Annotated in this window: 20 protein-coding genes; 13 read left to right on the top strand and 7 right to left on the bottom strand. The window is 72.0% G+C overall.

Annotated elements, in window-relative coordinates; all coding sequences use genetic code 11:
* The 3 genes from QM572_RS11575 to QM572_RS11565 all read left to right on the top strand — a co-directional run.
* Positions 1 to 1,038 (top strand): sensor histidine kinase (locus QM572_RS11575; RefSeq protein ID WP_415093210.1); only part of this gene is annotated, 1,038 nt, incomplete at its 5' end.
* The gene (locus QM572_RS11570; protein WP_415093208.1) at positions 1,035 to 1,703 is read left to right on the top strand and encodes a LuxR C-terminal-related transcriptional regulator; all 669 of its coding nucleotides are present in this window, start codon (positions 1,035 to 1,037) and stop codon (positions 1,701 to 1,703) included. The genes QM572_RS11575 and QM572_RS11570, both read left to right, overlap by 4 nt.
* A 10-nt stretch (positions 1,704 to 1,713) precedes the next feature.
* Positions 1,714 to 2,076: a hypothetical protein gene (locus QM572_RS11565; RefSeq protein ID WP_415093206.1), complete on the top strand. Its 363-nt coding sequence runs from the start codon at positions 1,714 to 1,716 to the stop codon at positions 2,074 to 2,076.
* A gap of 27 nt (positions 2,077 to 2,103) precedes the next feature.
* Here the strand turns inward: QM572_RS11565 and QM572_RS11560 are convergent, their stop codons facing one another.
* On the bottom strand, positions 2,104 to 2,520 hold the full coding sequence (locus QM572_RS11560) for a hypothetical protein (protein WP_415093204.1): 417 nt from the start codon (positions 2,518 to 2,520) through the stop codon (positions 2,104 to 2,106).
* Positions 2,521 to 2,604: 84 nt separating this feature from the next.
* Positions 2,605 to 3,636 carry an LLM class flavin-dependent oxidoreductase gene (locus QM572_RS11555; protein ID WP_415093202.1) on the bottom strand — a complete coding sequence of 344 codons (1,032 nt, stop codon included), beginning with the start codon at positions 3,634 to 3,636 and terminating at the stop codon, positions 2,605 to 2,607.
* 121 nt (positions 3,637 to 3,757) lie between these two features.
* Between QM572_RS11555 and QM572_RS11550 the strand changes: the two genes are divergently transcribed.
* Complete coding sequence (locus QM572_RS11550; protein ID WP_415093200.1) at positions 3,758 to 4,708, top strand: diguanylate cyclase domain-containing protein; 951 nt, start codon at positions 3,758 to 3,760, stop codon at positions 4,706 to 4,708.
* 23 nt (positions 4,709 to 4,731) lie between these two features.
* A complete protein-coding gene (gene pcrA, locus QM572_RS11545; RefSeq protein ID WP_415093198.1) occupies positions 4,732 to 7,101 on the top strand; it encodes a DNA helicase PcrA in 2,370 nt (789 codons plus the stop codon).
* A gap of 166 nt (positions 7,102 to 7,267) precedes the next feature.
* Here pcrA and QM572_RS11540 read toward each other — a convergent pair whose 3' ends face one another.
* Entirely contained in the window at positions 7,268 to 8,299 is a 1,032-nt protein-coding gene (locus QM572_RS11540; protein ID WP_415093196.1) for a M23 family metallopeptidase, read from the bottom strand.
* Positions 8,300 to 8,667: 368 nt separating this feature from the next.
* Between QM572_RS11540 and sucC the strand changes: the two genes are divergently transcribed.
* Positions 8,668 to 9,834: an ADP-forming succinate--CoA ligase subunit beta gene (sucC, locus tag QM572_RS11535; protein WP_415093194.1), complete on the top strand. Its 1,167-nt coding sequence runs from the start codon at positions 8,668 to 8,670 to the stop codon at positions 9,832 to 9,834.
* Positions 9,835 to 9,857: 23 nt separating this feature from the next.
* On the top strand, positions 9,858 to 10,754 hold the full coding sequence (sucD, locus tag QM572_RS11530; protein ID WP_415093192.1) for a succinate--CoA ligase subunit alpha: 897 nt from the start codon (positions 9,858 to 9,860) through the stop codon (positions 10,752 to 10,754).
* Between the two features lie 158 nt (positions 10,755 to 10,912).
* On the opposite strand, the gene QM572_RS11525 is transcribed toward sucD, so the two are convergent.
* The 3 genes from QM572_RS11525 to QM572_RS11515 all read right to left on the bottom strand — a co-directional run bounded on the left by QM572_RS11525 (position 10,913) and on the right by QM572_RS11515 (position 14,521).
* On the bottom strand, positions 10,913 to 12,082 hold the full coding sequence (locus QM572_RS11525; protein ID WP_415093190.1) for a hypothetical protein: 1,170 nt from the start codon (positions 12,080 to 12,082) through the stop codon (positions 10,913 to 10,915).
* Positions 12,075 to 12,575, bottom strand: a complete 501-nt coding sequence (locus tag QM572_RS11520) for a SigE family RNA polymerase sigma factor (protein ID WP_415093188.1) — start codon at positions 12,573 to 12,575, stop codon at positions 12,075 to 12,077. Before QM572_RS11520 ends, QM572_RS11525 begins: the two co-directional genes overlap by 8 nt.
* Positions 12,576 to 12,688: 113 nt before the next feature.
* Entirely contained in the window at positions 12,689 to 14,521 is a 1,833-nt protein-coding gene (locus tag QM572_RS11515) for a hypothetical protein (protein ID WP_415093186.1), read from the bottom strand.
* Between the two features lie 88 nt (positions 14,522 to 14,609).
* Between QM572_RS11515 and QM572_RS11510 the strand changes: the two genes are divergently transcribed.
* The 6 genes from QM572_RS11510 to QM572_RS11485 all read left to right on the top strand — a co-directional run bounded on the left by QM572_RS11510 (position 14,610) and on the right by QM572_RS11485 (position 19,921).
* Entirely contained in the window at positions 14,610 to 15,863 is a 1,254-nt protein-coding gene (locus QM572_RS11510) for a DUF6350 family protein (RefSeq protein ID WP_415093184.1), read from the top strand.
* Between the two features lie 10 nt (positions 15,864 to 15,873).
* Positions 15,874 to 16,497 (top strand): phosphoribosylglycinamide formyltransferase, encoded by a 624-nt coding sequence (purN, locus tag QM572_RS11505; protein WP_415093182.1) that lies wholly within the window; start codon positions 15,874 to 15,876, stop codon positions 16,495 to 16,497.
* A gap of 107 nt (positions 16,498 to 16,604) precedes the next feature.
* Positions 16,605 to 18,191: a bifunctional phosphoribosylaminoimidazolecarboxamide formyltransferase/IMP cyclohydrolase gene (gene purH, locus QM572_RS11500; protein WP_415093180.1), complete on the top strand. Its 1,587-nt coding sequence runs from the start codon at positions 16,605 to 16,607 to the stop codon at positions 18,189 to 18,191.
* 24 nt (positions 18,192 to 18,215) lie between these two features.
* Positions 18,216 to 18,581, top strand: coding sequence for a helix-turn-helix domain-containing protein (locus QM572_RS11495; RefSeq protein ID WP_415093178.1), 366 nt, complete (start codon positions 18,216 to 18,218; stop codon positions 18,579 to 18,581).
* 180 nt (positions 18,582 to 18,761) lie between these two features.
* Positions 18,762 to 19,607 (top strand): bifunctional methylenetetrahydrofolate dehydrogenase/methenyltetrahydrofolate cyclohydrolase, encoded by an 846-nt coding sequence (locus QM572_RS11490; protein ID WP_415093176.1) that lies wholly within the window; start codon positions 18,762 to 18,764, stop codon positions 19,605 to 19,607.
* On the top strand, positions 19,604 to 19,921 hold the full coding sequence (locus tag QM572_RS11485; protein ID WP_415093174.1) for a DUF3017 domain-containing protein: 318 nt from the start codon (positions 19,604 to 19,606) through the stop codon (positions 19,919 to 19,921). The genes QM572_RS11490 and QM572_RS11485 overlap by 4 nt, the downstream gene beginning before the upstream one ends.
* 1 nt (position 19,922) lies before the next feature.
* On the opposite strand, the gene QM572_RS11480 is transcribed toward QM572_RS11485, so the two are convergent.
* Positions 19,923 to 20,564, bottom strand: a 642-nt coding sequence (locus tag QM572_RS11480) for a TetR/AcrR family transcriptional regulator (RefSeq protein WP_415093172.1), incomplete at its 5' end; no start/stop codon positions are given.

Genomic DNA, 20,564 nt, shown 5'->3' with positions numbered 1-20,564 from the left:
GTCCGCGGCGGCCGCCGCCCGCGACCCATCCGGCGCCTGGCCGACGCCGGGCCGGCGATCGCGCTGCTCGCCCTCGGGCTCGGTGTGGTCTTCGTCGTCCAGGCGGCCTTCGGCACGGGCCAGGTGTTCTGGCCGCTGCTGCTCGCCGCCGGCGGCGTCGCCCTCATCTGGCGCCAGGCCGACGAGGCGCAGCGGGAGCGGTGGATCGACCAGGCCGGACGGATCGACCCCGTCCGGGTCCTCTTCGGCCGGGGCTGGCAGTCGTGGGCGCGGGTCGCCGCCGGCCTCGGCCTGCTGCTCGCGGCGGCGGTCTACGTGGCCGTGCTCCATGCGACGCTGCTGGGGCTGCTGGTCACGATCGCCCTCGTGCTCGTGGCGATCGCGCTGATCGTCGGGCCCCTGGTCGTCCGCCTCGCGGGCGACCTCAGCGCCGAGCGCGACGAGCGGATCCGCACCCAGGAGCGTGCCGACGTCGCCGCGCACCTGCACGACTCCGTCCTCCAGACCCTCGCCCTGATCCAGAAGTCCTCGTCCGACCCCGCCACCGTCGCCCGGCTCGCCCGCGCCCAGGAGCGCGACCTGCGGTCGTGGCTGTACGCCGGCGAGTCGGCCGTCCCGGACACGCTGGCCGGTGCGCTCCGCGCCGTGGCGGCCGAGGTCGAGGACACCCACGGCATCGCCGTCGACGTCGTGACCGTCGGGGACGTGCCGGCCGGCGAGGCTCTTCGACCGCTGGTCGCCGCCACCCGCGAGGCGCTCACCAACGCCGCCAAGCACTCGGGCGCCGGGCAGGTGTCGGTCTACGCGGAGGTCACGCCCGGACGGGCCGAGGTGTTCGTCCGCGACCGGGGCGTCGGGTTCGACCCGGCGGCCGTCCCCGCCGACCGGCACGGCGTGGCCGACTCCATCCTCGCCCGGATGCGGCGCCACGGCGGCGAGGCCACGGTCGAGTCGACGCCGGGCGAGGGCGCCAACGTCCACCTGTCCATGCCGGTGGCGCCCGTCGCCGACGCAGCGTCCCCGGAGGAGAGCCGATGAGCGAGCCCACGAGCCAGTCCACGCCGATCTCGGTCGTGATCGTCGACGACCACGCCATGTTCCGCCGGGGCGTGCACGCCGAGCTGGACGCGCATCCCGCCGCCGTCACGGTCGTGGCGGAGGCCGAGGACGTGGACACCGCGGTGAGGGCGATCGCGGAGCACCGGCCGGACGTCGTACTGCTGGACGTGCACCTTCCCGGCGGGGGAGGGGTCGAGGTGATGCGACGAGCCGGGCAGGGCGCGGGGCTGAGGTTCCTCGCGCTGTCGGTGAGCGACGCCGCCGAGGACGTGATCGGCACGATCCGCGGGGGCGCGCGGGGCTATGTCACCAAGACCATCACCGGGCCGGAGCTGGTCGACGCGATCCGGCGGGTGGCCGATGGCGACGCCGTGTTCAGCCCGCGACTGGCGGGGTTCGTCCTCGACGCGTTCGCCGGCACCATCGCGGTCGCCGACGTCGACGAGGACCTCGACCGGCTCTCGGAGCGGGAGCGGGAGGTGATGCGCCTGATCGCGCGTGGCTACGCCTACAAGGAGGTCGCGAAGGAGCTCTTCATCTCCATCAAGACCGTCGAGACCCACATGTCGTCGGTGCTGCGCAAGCTCCAGCTCTCCTCGCGGCACGAGCTGACCCGCTGGGCGAGCGACCGCCGACTTCTGTGAGACTTCCGCCATGGAGATCGTCCGCCTCGTCCTGCTCGCCGCCCACCTGCTCGCCTTCGCGGCCCTGGCCGGTGGCCTGCTCGCCCAGCTCACCTCGACCGAGCGGACCTTCACGAAGACCATCGTCTGGGGCGCCCGGATCGCCTTCCTCGCGGGTCTGCTCCTCGTCGGCGTGCTGGAGTCCGGCGACGGCCCCGTCAACCACGCCAAGATCGGCGTCAAGCTCGTCGTGGGCCTCGCGATCGTCGGCCTGGTGGAGGCCAACGCCAAGAAGGACAGGCTCTTCGACACGATCTTCTGGCTGGTCTCCGGTCTGACCGTGGTCAACCTCGTCGTCGCCCTCTTCGTCACTCCCACGCACGGCTCCTACTGAGACGACCGCTGGAGGGCTTGCCGAGGTCTACGGGGAGACGAACGACTTCTCGGGCTTCGAGATCACGAGGAGATCGACGCCCAGCACGAGCAGCGCGCACAGGACGCCGAAGATTCCGACATAGCCGGACTCGACGATGGTCACGCTTCCGAGGAGGAATCCGTTCGCGGCAGCTGTCGCTGCCCCGCCGATGCGAAACGTCCATGTCGGAACCCATCCGGCGCTCTCGCCGAGGGGGAAGACGGAGGCGGCTGTCCCGGTCAGGCCGGAGAGCACGACGAAGGGCGCCAGCAGCCAGTGAAGGAGCACCTGGCCGGGTGCTATCGGATCCTCCCACCGGGACCACACGCCCCAGACGCAGCCTCCGAGGAAGAGGACGAGGAGAGCGATGAGCGGCCCTCGGATGGACGGAGGTGCGGAAGGTTCGGGCGACTGATTCGTCATGGCGGAAACCCTGCTCCTCATCGAGTTGGCGGACGCTGCCGGATCCGCGTGGACATTGCTGCGCGGACACATCCTGACGGACGATCAGCGCCAGCCGAGGGCGGGGGCGACGTACTCGAGGATGTTCGACAGGAGCTTGGCGTTGTAGTCCACGCCGAGCTGGTTGGGCACGGTGAGGAGGAGGGTGTCGGCGGCGGCGATGGCCTCGTCGTCGGCGAGCTGCTTGACGAGGACGTCCGGCTCGGCGGCGTACGTCCTGCCGAAGACGGCACGGAAGTCGTCGATCACGCCGACCTGGTCACGGCTCTCGCCCTCGCCGCCGAAGTACATCGCGTCGACGTCGTCGACGATGGGCATGATCGAGCGGCTGACCGAGACCCGCGGCGTACGCGCGTGGCCAGCCTCCGCCCATGCCGACCGATAGATCTCGATCTGCTTGCGCTGCTGGACGTGGAAGGGCTCGCCAGACTCGTCCTCCTTCAGCGTGGAGGACTGCAGGTTCATCCCGAGCTCGGCGGCCCAGCGCGCCGTCGAGTCCGAGCCGGAGCCCCACCAGATCCGGTCCCGGAGCCCGTCGGAGTGCGGCTCGAGGCGCAGCAGGCCCGGCGGGTTGGCGAACATCGGCCGGGGGCTGGGCTGGGCGAAGCCCTCGCCCTCGAGCAGTCGCAGGAGCACCTCGGTGTGCCGTCGGCCCATCGCCGCCCCGCTCGGGTCGTCCTCCGCGGGCGCGTAGCCGAAGTAGCGGTAGCCGTCGATCACCTGCTCGGGAGAGCCGCGCGAGATGCCGAGCTGGAGCCGGTGGCCCGCGATCAGGTCGGCGGAGCCGGCGTCCTCGACCATGTAGAACGGGTTCTCGTACCGCATGTCGATGACGCCCGTGCCGATCTCGATCCGCGAGGTCCTCGCCCCGACGGCGGCCAGCAGCGGGAACGGCGAGGAGAGCTGACGGGCGAAGTGGTGCACCCGGAAGTACGCGCCGTCGGCGCCGACCTCCTCGGCCGCCTGCGCCAGGTCGATGCTCTGGAGCAGGACGTCGGAGGCGGACCGGGTCGCCGAGTGCGGCGACGGCGTCCAGTGGCCGAAGGAGAGGAAGCCGATGCTCTTGCGGTCGCTCATGTTCACTGGAACATTCAACTCCGTTGCCGAATTCCTGCGTTGCTCTCGCACCTGCCGGGGTCCATCTTCTAGTCTCGGAGCAATGGTGGTGGACAGCGGACCGACAGCAGGGGCCACGGCCGTGACCGAGCTCGAGACCTTCGCCTCGTCGGCTCAGCGCGTGGTGGACTACCTCCGGACGCACACGCCGATCGCGGACTGGTCGGTGAGCAGGATCGACGGGATCGCCCAGGTGCATCTGCACGTCAGCGGGGACCCCGGCGGGGACGGCTTCCTCGCGGTCGGCGCCCGCGTGCCGTGGACCCGCACCTTCTGCAAGCGGATGCTCGACGGGGCGCCCAACATCGTCGCGCACGCGGCCCTGAGCCCGCACTACGCCGACCTCGCGCACGACCACGGCGTCGAGGCGTACGCCGGCGTGCCGATCGTCGACGACGACGGCACGGTGTTCGGCACCCTGTGCGGCGTCGGCGTCGAGCCCCTCGACGAGGCCGACCAGATCGACGGCCCGCTGCTGGACCTCTTCTCCGACCTGCTGTCGGCACAGCTCGGGCTCGTTCGCGCCGCCACCCAGGAGCGCCGCGCCGCGCTGGTGACCGAGGCCGTGGCCAACAGCGACCCGCTCACCGGGCTGATGAACCGCCGAGGGTGGGACCTGGTCGCGGCGGACGCGCGCCATCGCGTGGACGCGCTCGGCGACCACGGCGCGGTCCTGATGATCGACCTCGACGGCCTCAAGGCGGTCAACGACGAGCACGGCCATCAGGCCGGCGACCTCCTGCTCGGCAGTGCCGCCGACGCCCTGCGGGCAGCCGGGTCGGAGCATCACGCGATCGCGCGCCTCGGGGGCGACGAGTTCGCCGTCTACGCCGAGGGGGTCCGGCCGGAGCAGCTCGCGGACCTCTTGGAGCACTACCGCGCCGCGCTGCGCGAGGCGGGCGTCCCCGGATCGGTCGGCGCCGCCTCCCACTACCCCGTGGCCGACGGGGACGGGCTCACCATCGCCCTCGCCGAGGCCGACGCCCGGATGTACGCCGACAAGGCCGAGCGCCGGAGCGGGATTCGTCGGTAGGCTTCATTAGGCTGGGCGGCAGCATGTCTGTCATCCCTGGTCTCGAGTCCTTCGCCGCCTCCACGCCCGAGCCGACGCCGCACAGGCGGGGCCCGAGCGCCGACGACCTGCTCGCGGGGCTCAACGAGCCGCAGCGGGCCGCCGTCGTCCACGAGGGCGCGCCGCTGCTGGTCGTGGCCGGCGCCGGGTCGGGCAAGACCCGCGTCCTCACCCGGAGGATCGCGTGGCTGGTCAGCCAGCGTCACGCCCACCCCGGCTCGATCCTCGCCATCACGTTCACGAACAAGGCCGCGGCCGAGATGAAGGAGCGCGTCGCCGACCTCGTCGGCGGCCGCGCCAAGATCATGTGGGTCTCGACCTTCCACTCCGCCTGCGTCCGGATCCTGCGGCAGGAGGTCGACAAGCTCGGCCGCAAGTCCAGCTTCACGATCTACGACGCCCAGGACTCCAAGCGACTGATGACGCTCGTGGCTCACGACCTCGACCTCGACCCGAAGCGCTACCAGCCTCAGCAGGTGCTCAACTGGATCAGCGACCAGAAGAACGAGCTGCGGGACCCCGAGGACGCGGCCAAGGACGCGAAGAATGGTGTCGAGGAGGTCTACGCCACGGCGTACGCGCTCTATCAGCGGCGGCTGCGCGAGGCCAACGCCTTCGACTTCGACGATCTCATCATGACGACGGTCCACCTGCTCAGGCAGTTCCCCGAGGTGCGTGAGACGTGGCGGCGGCGGTTCCGGCACGTGCTGGTCGACGAGTACCAGGACACCAACCACGCGCAGTACGCCTTGATCGCCGAGCTCTGCGCCAACCCTGGGCACCTCGAGATGCGGGAGGCGAACGACAACGAGGTGCCCGGCGCAGAGCTGATGGTGGTCGGCGACGCCGACCAGTCGATCTACGCCTTCCGTGGCGCCAACATCCGCAACATCCTCGACTTCGAGCAGGACTTCCCCGACGCGAGCACGATCCTGCTGGAGCAGAACTACCGCTCGACCCAGACGATCCTCACCGCCGCCAACGCGGTGATCGAGCGCAACGCCGGCCGCAAGCCGAAGCGGCTGTGGAGCGACGCCGGCGACGGTGAGCGGATCGTGGGCTACGTCGCCGACGACGAGCACGACGAGGCCCGGTTCGTCTCCGACGAGATCGACCGGCTCGTCGACGACGGGCTGGCCGCCAGCGACATGGCCGTCTTCTACCGCACCAACGCCCAGAGCCGCGTCTTCGAGGAGATCTTCATTCGCACCGGCCAGCCCTACAAGGTCGTCGGGGGCGTGCGGTTCTACGAGCGGCGCGAGGTGCGCGACGCGCTGGCCTACCTGCGCGCACTGGCCAACCCCGACGACCAGGTGTCGCTGCGCCGCATCGTCAACACCCCCAAGCGCGGCATCGGCGACCGGGCCATCGCGGCGATCTCGCTGCTCGCCGAGCGCGAGTCGATCAGCTTCTGGACGGCGCTCACCCGCGCGTCGGAGGCGCCGGGGCTGGCGACGCGGTCGTTCACCTGCATCAAGGGCTTCGTCGACCTGATGCAGGAGCTCCAGTCGATGGTCGCCGGCGGCGAGCGGGCCGATGTGATCCTCGAGTCGGTGCTGGAGCGCTCGGGCTACCTCGCCGAGCTGGAGGCCTCCGAGGACCCGCAGGACGCCTCGCGTGTCGACAACCTCGCCGAGCTGGTCGCCGTCGCGCGCGAGGCGGAGGAGGCGACGCTCGACGACTTCCTCGAGCGGGTCGCGCTGGTCGCCGACTCGGACTCGATCCCCGAGGACGGCGACGGCGTCGTCACCCTGATGACGCTGCACACCGCCAAGGGCCTGGAGTTCCCGGTCGTCTTCCTCTCCGGCATGGAGGACGGCGTCTTCCCCCACTCGCGGACGCTCGGCGACACGAGTGAGCTCGAGGAGGAGCGCCGTCTGGCGTACGTCGGCATCACCCGCGCCCGAGAGCGGCTCTATGTCTCACGGGCCGTGGTGCGCAGCGCCTGGGGCGCGCCGATGCACAACCCCGCCTCGCGCTTCCTCGACGAGTTGCCGGTCGACCTCGTCGACTGGCGTCGCACGGCGCCCGAGCAGACCTCGTGGAGCCGCCAGTCCTCGTGGGGCGACCGCTCGGAGCCCGGCGGCGCCTTCGCCGGCTTCGGCGCGCCCACCGCCGCCGGGCGCCGCGCGTTCAGCAGCGCCGCGCTCAAGGCCGACACCGCCGCGCGGGCGAAGAAGACGGGCGAGATCCCGGCGCTCGACCCCGGCGACCGGGTGCTGCACCAGACCTTCGGCATGGGCACGGTCGTGACCGTCGAGGGGGCTGCGGACAAGGCCGTCGCCAGCATCGACTTCGGCTCCGAGGGCGTGAAGCGTCTGCTGCTCCGCTACGCCCCCGTCGAGAAGCTCTAGCCGAATGGGGCCTCCCCGCCGGGTGAGTGGGGGCTTGGGGCCGGCCGAGCGGGGGTTGATGGGCCCCTCTCCAAGCGCAAGGCCCTACTCGGTCCGACGCAAGGCCCCACTCGGCGCGACGGGAGGCCCCACTCGGCGCGGCGGGAGGCCCTACTCGGCGGGAGCCTTACGGGGTCAGGCCCTGGGCGACGAGGGCGGTGTAGGGGTCGACCGGGTCGCCGCCGCCGGGGCGGACCTCGAGGTGCACGTGCGGGCCGGTGACGTGGCCGGTCGAGCCGACGTAGCCGATGACCTGGCCGGTGTGGACGTAGTCGCCGGGGCTGACCGCGAACTTCACCTGGTGGGCGTACCAGAGCTCGGTGCCGTCCTCGAGCGTCTCGACGGTCTTGTTGCCGTAGGCGCCGTCGTACTGCGTCGAGTTGATCACGCCGTTGGCGACCGCGTGGATCGGCGTGCCGGTCGGGGCGGCGAAGTCGAGGCCCGTGTGGCAGGCCGACCAGATGCCGCAGTCGCCGAAGCGAGCGGTGAGGTGGTAGACGCCGGCGGTGATCGGGAGGCCCCACTGGTCGGCCTTGAGCTTGTCCGACTGCTCCTGCGCGTCCTGGGCGAACTGGGCCAGCGCGGCGTTGTGCGCCTCGGCCGCCGAGTCCACGTCGGTGGCGCGGTCGCTGCTCCTGCTCAGCCCGGCCTCACGGGCGCTGCCGACCACGGCGACGGCCGTGGTGCCGCTCAGGGCGCCTGCCTGCCGCAGCGGACTTGCCGCCGCGACCGTGCTGGAGCCGCCGGAGCTGGCCGCGCCGACACCGGCGACGGCGAGGACGGCGACGCCCACGACGGACGGCAGCGAGGAGAGGCCGCGCAGCAGCGGGCTGCGCGTGCGGGTGGCCGCCGCGCGGCGCTTGCCCGCGTGGGCGCGCGGCATCACGACGGTCTTCTCGAAGGAGAAGTCGGTGCCCGGCTTGCCGTAGAGCATCTCGTCGGTCAGCTTCGGCAGGCTGCCGGTGAAGTCGTCGGTGAGCGCGTACGGCAGGGCGCCGGTGTCCTCGGGGGACTCGGCGGCGAAGAGCTCCCACTCCACCGACTCGCGCGGCGCGGGCAGCATCGTGGGGGCGGCCACGGGGAGCGTCGCGACAGCCGCGGGCTGCTCGACGGGGACGTCGCGACGGGCGCGCCTCCCGGCGTACGGGGTCACGGACACCGGGGTCGGCTCAGGGCCGGACGCATCGGCGCGGTGGGATCCCACAGTTCAAACTCCGCTGGTTGGGGACAGACGGCGAGGTAGGACCATAACCGACCTCATGGGACCCATGTAAATCGATCCACGCCGCGGTTGTGGAAGAACGGCGTCAAATCCCTCATCGAACCCATGGTCAATAGCCCGATATACCTACGGATCCCGTCGTCCGCCCCAGGTGTGGCGTACGTCACGCGGGGCTGATCAGGCGGCCCCTGGTACTTGTGCTCCCGTGCCGCAGGTCTAGAGTCGCGGAGGGTCATTTCCGGCGCGGCCCTCGGCTGGCGCCCTGCTCGTGGCCCGCATCCGACACAACAGATAGTGGTGGATCCGTGGATCTGATGGAGTACCAGGCGAAGGAGCTCTTCGCCAAGCATGGGGTGGCGACCACCCTCGGCACCGTGGTCGAGACGGCGGAGGAGGCCAAGGCCGCCGCCGAGGAGATCGGTGGCGTGACCGTCATCAAGGCCCAGGTCAAGGCCGGCGGCCGCGGCAAGGCCGGTGGCGTGAAGCTGGCCAAGACCCCCGACGAGGCGTTCGAGTACGCCAGCAACATCCTGGGCATGGAGATCAAGGGCCTCACGGTCAACCGTGTGCTCGTGACGCCGGCCACCCCGCCGGAGGAGGAGTACTACTTCTCCTTCCTGCTCGACCGCTCGAACCGTCAGTACCTCTGCATCGCGTCGGTCGAGGGTGGTGTCGAGATCGAGGAGGTCGCCGAGACCAACCCCGACGCCATCCAGAAGATCGGCATCGACCCCGGCGCGGGCGTCGACGAGGCCAAGGCCCGCGAGATCGCCACCGCCGCCGCCTTCCCGGAGCTCGTCTTCGAGCAGGCCGTCGCGATGATCCAGTCGCTCTACCAGGTCTTCGTGGAGGAGGACGCCACGCTCGTCGAGGTCAACCCGCTCGCGCGGCTCGCCGGCGACAGGCTCGAGGCGCTCGACGGCAAGGTCTCCCTGGACGACAACGCCTCCGAGGTCCGCCACCCCGAGCACGAGGAGTTCGAGATCCGCGAGGAGGCCGACCCGCTCGAGGCGAAGGCCAAGGACCTCGGCCTCAACTACGTCAAGCTCGACGGCCAGGTCGGCATCATCGGCAACGGCGCGGGCCTCGTCATGTCGACCCTCGACGTCGTCGCGTACGCCGGCGAGGACCACGGCGGCGTCAAGCCGGCCAACTTCCTCGACATCGGCGGCGGCGCCAACGCGCAGGTCATGGCCAACGGCCTCGACGTGATCCTCAACGACCCGCAGGTCAAGAGCGTCTTCGTCAACGTCTTCGGCGGCATCACCGCCTGCGACGAGGTCGCCAACGGCATCAAGGGCGCCCTGGAGATCCTCGGCGACAACGCGACCAAGCCGCTCGTCGTCCGCCTCGACGGCAACAACGTCGACAAGGGCCGCGCGATCCTCACCGAGCTGAACCACCCGCTCGTGACCGTCGTCGACACCATGGACGGCGGCGCCGACAAGGCCGCCGAGCTGGCGAACGCCTGAGCGCCGAGGGACTGAGAGAGAAAATGAGCATCTACCTCAACAAGGACAGCAAGGTCATCGTCCAGGGCATCACCGGCGGGATGGGCGCCAAGCACACCGCCCTGATGGTCGACTCCGGCGCGCAGATCGTCGGCGGCGTCAACGCCCGCAAGGCCGGCACGACCGTGACCCACAAGGACCACGACGGCAACGACGTCGAGCTCCCCGTCTTCGCGACCGTCGCCGAGGCGATCGAGAAGACCGGCGCCGACGTCTCCGTCGCCTTCGTCCCGCCGGCCTTCACGAAGGCCGCGGCGATCGAGGCGATCGACGCGGAGATCCCGCTGCTCGTCGTCATCACCGAGGGCGTCCCGGTGCAGGACACGGCCGAGGTCTGGTCCTACCTGCAGGGCAAGAAGACCCGCATGATCGGCCCGAACTGTCCCGGCATCATCACGCCGGGCGAGTCGCTGGCCGGCATCACGCCGCACACCATCACGGGCAAGGGCCCGGTCGGCCTCGTGTCGAAGTCGGGCACGCTGACCTACCAGATGATGTACGAGCTGAAGGACTTCGGCTTCTCCACCGCCATCGGCATCGGCGGCGACCCGATCATCGGCACCACGCACATCGACGCCCTCCAGGCGTTCGAGGACGACCCCGAGACGTCGGTCATCGTGATGATCGGCGAGATCGGCGGCGACGCCGAGGAGCGCGCCGCGGCGTACATCAAGGAGAACATCACCAAGCCGGTCGTCGGCTACGTCGCCGGCTTCACCGCGCCGGAGGGCAAGACGATGGGCCACGCCGGCGCCATCGTCTCCGGCTCCGCCGGCACCGCCGCCGCCAAGAAGGAGGCCCTCGAGGCCGTCGGCGTCAAGGTTGGCAAGACGCCGTCGGAGACGGCGGCGTTGGCGAGGGAGATCCTCGAGAGGCTCTGAGCTTCATCTGCAACGTCGTACGCCCTGGTCGCTCCGGCGACCGGGGCGTACGACGTCCAGGGCATGTCTCCTTACTCACCGGCGCCTCCGCCTCGCCGGACCGGGCGCGGACACCGCGGAATGCGCTTCGGCCGGGGAAGGAGCCATGCCCCAGCGGGTCAGCCGCAGGTGGAGTCCTTCGCGCGCAACGTGATCGAGGCGATCACGTCGCCCTCGACGGCCACGTGGTAGGCGCTGCCGTCGCCGGTGGGGGTCTCGACGGTCCACGAGCCGTCGGCATTCTCCGTGGGCGCCGGCTGCTCGACGTCCTCGGTGACGGTCGGGTCCTTCGCCTCGGCGATCCGGCTGACCGGGTCTCCGGCACGCAGTCCCGACGTCGTGGCCGTCTTCGCGGGCAGGTGGATCGCCGTCACTCCCTTGCCCTTCTCCACGCAGGCGATGGACTGGTCCACGCCGGCGGCCGCGAGCTCCTTCGCGCTCTCGCCGAGGCGGACGTAGCCGAGCTGGTAGTCGTAGAGGACGGCGTCGGGCACCGCCGTCTCGCCAAGGAACCGGTTGAGGATGCTCGGCATCGAGTCGGCCAGGTCGGTCCAGTAGTCCTGTCCCTCCCGCGGGATGCTGACCAGGAGGACGCGGTCGCCGTCGAGCGCGACGGAGTTCTGGAGCTCCATCATCGCGTGGTCGTCCGGCGGGGCGTCGTACGTGGTGAAGAAGGTCCGGGCGGCCCTGCCCGCGGAGGCCGCGTCGCCGAGCTCGACGTCGGTCGTCTCGGTCTCCGACACGTTGGTCTCCCCGGCCGAGGTCAGGGCGGCCGAGCAGTCCGCGTACGCCTGCGCGATCGAGGTGTAGGCCGTCCTCGCCTGCCCGGCCGTCTCGAACTGCGTCGCGGAGGCCGCGGCCCCGACGTGCTGGCCGTACTCGTCGTCGGCGTAGGTCTGGTTGATCGTGGCCACGGCGCCGGGGCGATCGACCGGGAGCGTGACACCGCACGGGTCGCCCAGGAGCTGGACGATCTCACTCGAGCTGGAGGTCTTCCAGGGCGAGCTGGTCTCGCCGTACTCCACGAAGTCGCCGACCTGCGGCAGGCTCTCGCCGACCGAGGGGCCGCTCCCGTGCGTCGTCGGGTCGGGCCCGGCCGGATCGGGGCCGCTGAGGTCGTCACCGCCGAGCCTCAGCGCGAGCGGGGCGGCGACGGCCAGGACGAGGGCGGTGGCGGCGCCGGCCACGATCACCCGCGTACGCCGACGGCGCCGGTCGCCCTCGCGGCGGAGTGGGGCGGGAGCCGGTGGCAGGGCATCGACGCGGTAGCCGTCGAAGAGGTCAGGCATGACGTACCTCCGGGTCGTCGATGGTCGTGTCGAGCAGGGCGGCGAGCGCGGCCCGGCCGCGCGAGAGCCTCGCCTTGACCGTCCCGACGGGCGCGTTGGTCTCCGCGGCGACCGTCGCGACCGGGAGGTCGGCGAGGTGGTGCAGCACGATGGCCACGCGCTGGTCCTCGGGGAGCTTGGCCAGCGCGTCCACGAGCGCGACGTGGTCCTCGCTGAGTCCCGGCACGGGCGCCGGAGGGGTGAGGGCGCCGTCGAGGCGCCGGCGCCTCGCCGTACGCCGGAAGCGAGAGGTGGCCAGGCGGAAGGCCGTCGTGCGCACCCACGCCTCGGGCTGCCCGTTGCGGTCCAGCCGGCCGCGGTGCTGCCAGGCGCGGATGAACGCCTCCTGCACACACTCCTCGGACTCGGTCCGCACGCCGGTGAGGGCGATCAGCTGGCCCACCAGGCGTGGGTAGGTCGCGAGGTAGAACTCGTCGAACTCGTCGGCGTCCATGGGCCTTCCCGGAGAGGCGAGGGTGGTCTGTCACCCGGTATACGCCACGAGCACGGCGTGTGGTTGCACGCCCGTCACGACATTCTCGCGGATCAGGCCCCGGGGGCCGGCGGTCAGCCGAGGGTGGTGAGGCGCTCGGCGGCCCGGTGGGCGAGCTCGACGAAGTCGCCCTCGGCGATGGTGTGGGAGCCGTCGGGCACGAAGCCGAGCTGGGCGACGTGGGCGCCGGTGCGGACGATCGCCATGAGGTAGACCACCGAGCGGTTGTCGGAGATGTCGGTGGTGACCCGCCAGGCGGTGATGTCGGCCGACTTCGTCGTGCTGGAGTCGATCTCGTCGACCTCGGTGCCGAGGTCGGTCTTGGAGCAGCCGGCGAGCTTGTCGGCCACGCCCTGGGTGAACGTCGTGGCCGCCTTGACGCTGCCCCACGTGCCGATCGTCTCGGTCAGGCCGAACTGCGCGGGGAGGTCGGTGTCCTCCGGGATGAGGAACGACCGGGTGAGGTCGCCGGTGATGCCCTTGCCGTGGAAGACCGAGGAGTCGCACCGCGTGGCGGCGATGTTGGTGGTGGCCGCGACCGGATCGGTCGCGTTCCAGGGCTTGCTCACGCCGGCCACCGGCGGCAGGTCCACCGTGCCCAGCATCGCGGGGTTCTTCCCGGTGGCGATGGGATTGATCGAGGTCACCTTCGCGTCGCCGGCGCAGGCGCCCGCCTGGGGGAGCGAGCAGAGCTTGGTGACGGCGAGGCTGAGGAGATCGGTGTTGTCGGCGACCGGGTGGCTCCCGCTGCCCGGCTCGGCCGTCACCACGGTGGTGGTCAGGACGCCGGTGCGGGCGACGCCGGCGACGATGGTGCGCTGCGGGTCGTTCCAGTCGCGCAGGACGACGAGGTCGGCCTCGTCGCCGATCCCGGTGACCCTCCGGGTGCTCATCAGCTGGACGCGGGACTCGCTGCACCCGGCGTACCAGCTGAGGGAGGACTGCCAGGTGGCGTGCGCGGCCTCCGCGGTCGCGGAGACCTCGATGGCCTGGCCCACGGTGCGCACGTCGGTCGAGGTGAGCGTGCGCATGAAGGCGGCCAGGGCGTCCCGGTCGGCGAAGCGCTGCCGCTGGCAGGGCAGGACCAGGCCGTCGCCGCCCCTGTTGTCGGAAGTGAGCTCGGTCGTCCACTCGCCGGGCAGCTCGTTGGTGACGATGCCCTCGCTCAGCAGGTCGCCGACCGTCAGCGGGTAGCCGGTCGCCTGCGACGGCGTGGTCTGCGACGGCGTGCGGAGGGTGAGCGTGTCGAGCCCCGGTCGCGAGCCGTCGGCGTCGGTCGCGACGACGCCCGAGCCGACGAAGGCCGCGAGCGCGACGGCCCCTCCGATCGCCGTGTGCAGGCGGCGGCGCCCCGATCCGGCCCGGGTGAGGATGGTCGCGCGCGGCCAGCGGACCTCGCGCAGCTCCGCCGCCATGGGCTCGAAGAGCCGCAGGATCTCGGTCGCGGAGACGCCCCGCTCGCGGGCGAACTCGGCGGTGGCGGTCTGCAGCTCGCGCTCCGCCCGGGCCTGGGGGACGCCGACCTCGCGGGCCAGCTGGTCGAGCGGCAGCGTGGTCAGGTGGGCGAGCAGCAGCGCCCGGCGCTGGAGCAGGGGGAGCTTGTGCAGCGCGGCGAGCGTGGCGCGGATGCCGTCGTCGATGCCGCGCTCGCGGTGGAAGGGGCGGGCCGTGGCGCGTCGCTGCGCGCGCGTCCACGCCACCGGCCGGACGTAGGACTCGGGGTCGTCGAGCCGGCTGACCTTGCGCCAGTGGTGCCAGGCGACGACCAGGCCGTCGCGCACCGCCTTCTGCGCCGCCGGCAGGTCGCCGGTGAGCGCCCACGCCTGGAGCAGCAGCCGACCGCGGACGTCCTTGTAGAACGTCTCGAAGGCGGCGATGTCGACCCGGGTCGACGTGGAGGTCCTCATGAGCAAGGACACGTTACCCGCAGTGAACCCGGAGCGGCCCGGCGTGCCGTCCCCTGCCGGAGTGCGCCGACGTGATCCGATGGGGGAGATGACCTCCCTGCTCCCGCCCCTCGACACCCGACGCGGCTCGCGCTCCTCGGCCGAGGTCGCCGCCGACCTGCGCCACCGCCGGCCGCTGGCGCTGGTCGCGGTGCTCGGCGGCGTGGGCGCGGCGGCGGCGCTGCTGGCGGTCCTGGCCGCGGTGGCGATCGTCGGGTGGTTCCTCACCGACTCGGGCAGCTACGGCCGCCCCGGCGGCGCCGTCCGCGTCGGCGCGGCGGCCTGGCTCGTCGCCCAGGGCTCGGGCATCCAGATCGCGGGCAGCCTCGTCACGATCGTCCCGCTGGGCCTCACCGCCGTCGTCGCGTGGTCGCTGTGGCGCGCGGGCCACCGCGTCGGGGACTCGATCTCCGGCCACGGTCCCGACGCCGACCGGATCGCCGACGGCGAGCGCGACTGGACGGTCCCCATCGCCGTCGGCCTCTTCTCCCTGACGTACGCCGTCACCGTGGCCGTCGTCGGTGCCGTGACCGCCACCCCCGAGCTGGGCATGGACGTCACCGCCGCGACCCTGCACGGCCTCCTGCTGGCCCTCCTCGCCGGCGGCTCGGGCATCGCGGTGGGCTCGGGCCGCGCGGCGATCTGGCTGCTGCTCGTCCCCGCCACGATCCGGGCCGCCGTCCGCACCGCATGGCAGGTCTTCGCCGGCTGGCTCCTCGTCTCCGCGGTGGCGTTGCTGGCCGCCCTGATCCTCGACTTCTCCACCGCCGCCAACGTGATGTCCCAGCTCGGCACCAACGGCACCGACAGCGGCCTCTACGCGCTGGCCACGCTGCTGGTCGCGCCCAACGCCCTGGGGTTCTCCGGCGCCTACCTCCTCGGGCCCGGCTTCACCGTCGGCACCGGCACGCTGGTCGCGCCGGCGGGCGTGGTGCTCGGCCCGCTGCCGATGTTCCCCCTCTTCGCGGCGCTGCCCGACGCCGGGCCCCAGCCCGGGTGGACCCCGTGGCTGGTCCTGCTCGCCGGGCTGGTCGCGGTCGTCGCGGTCGTCCGGGTCCAGCGCCGGTATCCCACCACCCGCTGGGACGAGGGGCTGGTCCGCGGCCTCGCCGGCGGCGTCGGCGCCGGCATCCTCGTCGGCCTCCTCGGGCACTGGTCCGGCGGCGCGCTCGGTCCGGGCCGGATGTCCGACCTCGCGCCGCACGCGCTCGACTCGATGGTCCGGGCGATCGTCGCCATGGGCGCCGGCGGGCTCCTCGCCGGCGCGGCGACGACGTGGTGGCAGCGACGCCGCCAGCGGTAGGGTCCCGGCCGTGCGCGTCGTCGTCCTCGTCTCCGGCACCGGCTCCAACCTCCAGGCCCTGATCGACGCCAGCGCGGACCCGGCGTACGGCGTCGAGATCGTCGCCGTGGGCGCCGATCGCGAGGGGACGCTCGGCATCGTGCGCGCGGAGGCCGCCGGCATCCCCACCTTCGTCACCCGTCTGCGCGACCATGCCACCCGCGAGGAGTGGGACGCCGCCCTCACGGCCGCGATCGCCGTGCACGAGCCCGAGCTGATCGTGCTCGCGGGCTTCATGAAGCTCGTCGGCGAGCCCTTCCTGACGGCGTACGGCGGGCGGACGCTGAACACGCATCCCGCCCTCTCGCCGAGCTTCCCGGGAGCGCACGGCCCCGCGGACGCACTGGCCTACGGCGTCAAGGTCACGGGTGCGACCCTGTTCGTCGTGGACGCGGGCGTGGACACTGGCGCCATCGTCAGCCAGGTCGCCGTGCCCGTCGAGGACGACGACGACGTCGTGTCGCTGCACGAGCGGATCAAGGTCGTCGAGCGCGCGATGCTGGTCGAGTCGGTCGGCCGGATCGCGCGCGAGGGGATCACGGTGTCCGGACGGCGGGTTCGTTTCGGGGCGTCGGACTCTCACGCCCTAGACTGACCGCACACGACTGGCGCGGGTGGGCGACCACCGGGGAGTGTTGTGAGACCGGCATCGTCCGCCTGGGTGCCCCTCGTCGAGATCGACCGATCGACCGAGGAGACGGCGTGGCTGGGCAGCAGGACACCATCGAGATCAAGCGGGCGCTGATCAGCGTCTTCGACAAGACCGGCCTCGAGGAGCTCGTCCGCGGCCTCGCGGACGCCGGCGTGGAGCTGGTCTCGACCGGCGGCTCGGCCGCCCTGATCGAGTCGCTCGGCCTGTCCGTGACGAAGGTCGAGGAGCTCACCGGCTTCCCCGAGTGCCTCGACGGCCGGGTGAAGACGCTGCACCCGCGCGTCCACGCCGGCATCCTGGCCGACCGCCGCCTGCCGGAGCACGAGGCCCAGCTGGCCGAGCTCGAGGTCGAGCCCTTCGACCTCGTCGTGGTCAACCTCTACCCGTTCGCCGCCACCGTCGCCGCCGGCGGCACGGTCGAGGAGATCATCGAGAAGATCGACATCGGCGGCCCCTCGATGGTCCGTGCCGCCGCCAAGAACCACCCCTCGGTCGCGGTGATCACCGACGGCGCCGACTACGGCCGGGCGCTCGCCGCCGCGCAGGGCGACGGGTTCACCTACGAGGAGCGCAAGGCGCTCGCGGCCAAGGCGTTCGTCCACACCGCGACGTACGACGTCGGGGTGGCGTCCTGGTGCGGCTCGGTCCTCACCGACTCCTCCGAGGGGACCGGGTTCCCGGCATGGATCGGCGGCACCTACGACAAGGCCGCCGTGCTGCGCTACGGCGAGAACCCGCACCAGCGGGCGGCGCTGTATCTCAACGGATTCGGAGCGCCCGGCCTGGCGCAGGCCGAGCAGCTGCACGGCAAGGAGATGTCCTACAACAACTACGTCGACACCGACGCCGCCCGCCGCGCCGCCGACGACTTCGCCGAGCCCGCCGTGGCGATCATCAAGCACGCCAACCCGTGCGGCATCGCCGTGGGGGCGACGATCGCCGAGGCCCACGCCAAGGCGCACGCCTGCGACCCGGTCTCCGCGTTCGGCGGCGTGATCGCGGCCAACCGTCCGGTGTCGGTGGAGATGGCCCGGCAGGTGGCCGAGGTCTTCACCGAGGTGATCGTCGCCCCGGCGTACGAGGACGGGGCGGTGGAGATCCTCCAGGCGAAGAAGAACATCCGCATCCTCGTCGCGGACGCGCACGGAGGGAGCCCGGTCGAGACCCGGCCGATCTCGGGCGGCCTGCTGATGCAGCAGGTCGACCACGTCGACGCCCCCGGCGACGACCCGTCGGCCTGGACGCTGGCGACGGGTGAGGCGGCCGACGAGGCGACGCTCGCCGACCTGGCGTTCGCCTGGAAGGCCTGCCGCGCGGCGAAGTCGAACGCCATCCTGCTCGCCCGCGACGGGGGAGCGGTGGGCATCGGCATGGGCCAGGTCAACCGGGTGGACTCCTGCCGCCTGGCCGTCGAGCGCGCGAACACGCTGGTGGAGGGCGAGGAGCGGGCCCGCGGGTCGGTGGCGGCGAGCGATGCCTTCTTCCCCTTCGAGGACGGTCCCCAGATCCTCATCGACGCCGGTGTGAAGGCGATCGTCCAGCCGGGCGGCTCGGTGCGCGACCAGCTCACCGTCGAGGCGTGCCAGGCGGCGGGCGTCACGATGTACCTCACCGGCACCCGCCACTTCTTCCACTGATAGCGGATCTGCTACCATCGACTCATGGGTCTGCACGAGCGTCTGCGAGAGGCTGTTGGTCCGACGACCGCGCGCAACATCGAGCACTGGGCGGGCAACCAAGTGAAGCTGGCCCGGATCAAGGCCGACGTGAGTCAGCGGGAGGCTGCCGCTCGGGCGGGTGTGCCTCACTCGACGATCGCTCGCATCGAGTCCGGCACCATGCAGCCGTCCTATCCCATGCTCGCGTTGATCCTCCATGCCTTGGGCTACGAGGTGCGTGCTCGTCTCGAGGAGTTCGACGACCACGACCTCGTCCTCGACCAACGCATGGAGGCCGACCCCGAGCGGCACGCCCGAGCGATGGCAACTCAGGACGACTTCTTCGCGAAGGCGCGGCGGATCTCATGAGGGACCTCGATGCCGAGTCGATCCTCGCGGAAGTCGAGGTTGCCGGGGTTCACGTGGTCGTGGCGAGCCTTGCCGACATCATCCACTCATCATCCGCTCGAAAGAGGCAGCGGGGCGTCACAAGGACGCCGAGGCGCTCCCGGAGCTCTACAGGCTGCTAGCCGACCAGGAGAAGACGACGTGACAGCACAGAAGCTCGACGGCACCGCGACGCTCAGGACGATCAAGGCTGAGCTGATCGACCGGATCGCGGCGCTCAGGGCCCGGGGCGTCACCCCCGGCCTGGGCACGGTGCTCGTGGGAGACGACCCCGGCTCGCACTGGTACGTCGGGGCCAAGCACAGGGACTGTGCCGAGATCGGCATCGAGTCCATCAGGGTGGACCTTCCGGCCGGCGCGACCCAGGCCGAGGTCGAGGCCGAGATCGACCGTCTCAACGCCGACCCGGCCTGCACGGGGTTTCTCGTGCAGCAGCCCACCGGACTCGACGAGTTCGCACTGCTCTCCCGGGTCGACCCCGACAAGGACGTCGACGGCCTCCACCCCGTCAACCTCGGCAAGCTGGTGCTGGGGGAGAGCGGTCCGCTTCCCTGCACCCCGGTCGGGTGCCTGGAGCTGCTGCGCCGGCACGGGATCGAGCTCGACGGGGCCGAGGTGGTCGTCGTCGGTCGCGGCCTCACCGTCGGCCGGCCGCTGGGCCTGCTGCTCACCAGGCGGAGCGAGAACGCGACGGCGACGCTGTGCCACACCGGCACTCGTGACCTCGCGGAGCACACCCGATCGGCGGACGTCGTCATCGCCGCCGCCGGCGTCCCGGGCCTCATCACCGCCGACATGGTCAAGCCGGGAGCGGCGCTCCTGGACGTCGGCGTGAGCAGGGTCGACGGCAAGGTGGCCGGCGACCTCGCCCCCGACGTCTGGGACGTCGCCGGCTGGGTCTCGCCCAACCCTGGCGGCGTCGGCCCGATGACCCGCGCGATGCTGCTCCAGAACGTCGTGCTCGCCGCCGAGAAGTCCCTGGCGTGACGCTCGTGGAGAGCCCGTCGCCGCAGGAGGAGGAGAGCGAGGAGCGCCGCTATCCGTCGACGATCGGAGGCGGCTTCTACATCGCCATCCTCGTCTTCGCGATGGGCGCGATCACCGTGGCCGCGCTGGGCCACTGGCGGCTCGGCGTCCAGGGCCTTGCGCTCGCCCTCGTCGTGGCGGCGCTGCTCCGGCTCGTCCTCCCCAAGCGGGACGCGGGGATGCTCGCCGTCCGCAGCCGGCTCTTCGACGCGGGGCTGCTGGCGGTCGTCGGCGCCGCGATCTGGATCCTCGCGGCCTCGCTGCCCTCGCTCTGACTCAGCCCGCGGGAGCGGACCCGGCCCGGGCGAGCGCGGCGGGCGCGAAGACCATGTCCCCGGGGATCTCCAGGCCGAGCTCGGCGGCGATGTCGCGCAGGCAGAGGGCGACGTGGCGCGCGAGGCGGTCGGTGACCGCCTCCTTCGGCTCGTCGCCGTGGTCGAGCCACCACACGATCCCCACGTCGACCATCGCCATCAGCGGCGCCAGCGCGCCGTCGGAGACCTCGATGGCCATCCCGCTCGCGCGCACGTAGGCGCGCACCGCCTCGACCATCTCGGCGAGGAAGCTGGCCCGCCCGGACTCCTGCTGGTGCGCCGCCACGAAGCGGTAGAGGTGCGGATGCTCGGCGGCCCATTCCATGCCGGACGCGATCACCGACCGGGCGATCTGGGTCATCGTCCCGCTGTCGGTCAGGTGCGGCCGTACGACGTCGGCCAGCTGGATCGCGGCGGTCAGCGCGACCTCGCGGTCGAGGTCGTCCTTGCTCGGGAAGACCCGGTAGACGTTGGGCCGCTGCAGCCCGGCCCGCCGCGCGATCGAGGCCAGGCCGACGTCGGGGCCCTCCTCCTCGATGGCGGCCAGCGCGCCCGCGATCACCGCGGACCGGCGCGGGTCCCTGCTCACGCCGCCGCCGACGCC

The sequence above is a fragment of the Nocardioides sp. genome, assembly GCF_047607365.1.
GTDB lineage: Bacteria > Actinomycetota > Actinomycetes > Propionibacteriales > Nocardioidaceae > Nocardioides.
The sequence above is the reverse complement of the archived record's forward strand: the minus strand, read 5'-3'. Positions and strand labels throughout refer to the sequence as shown.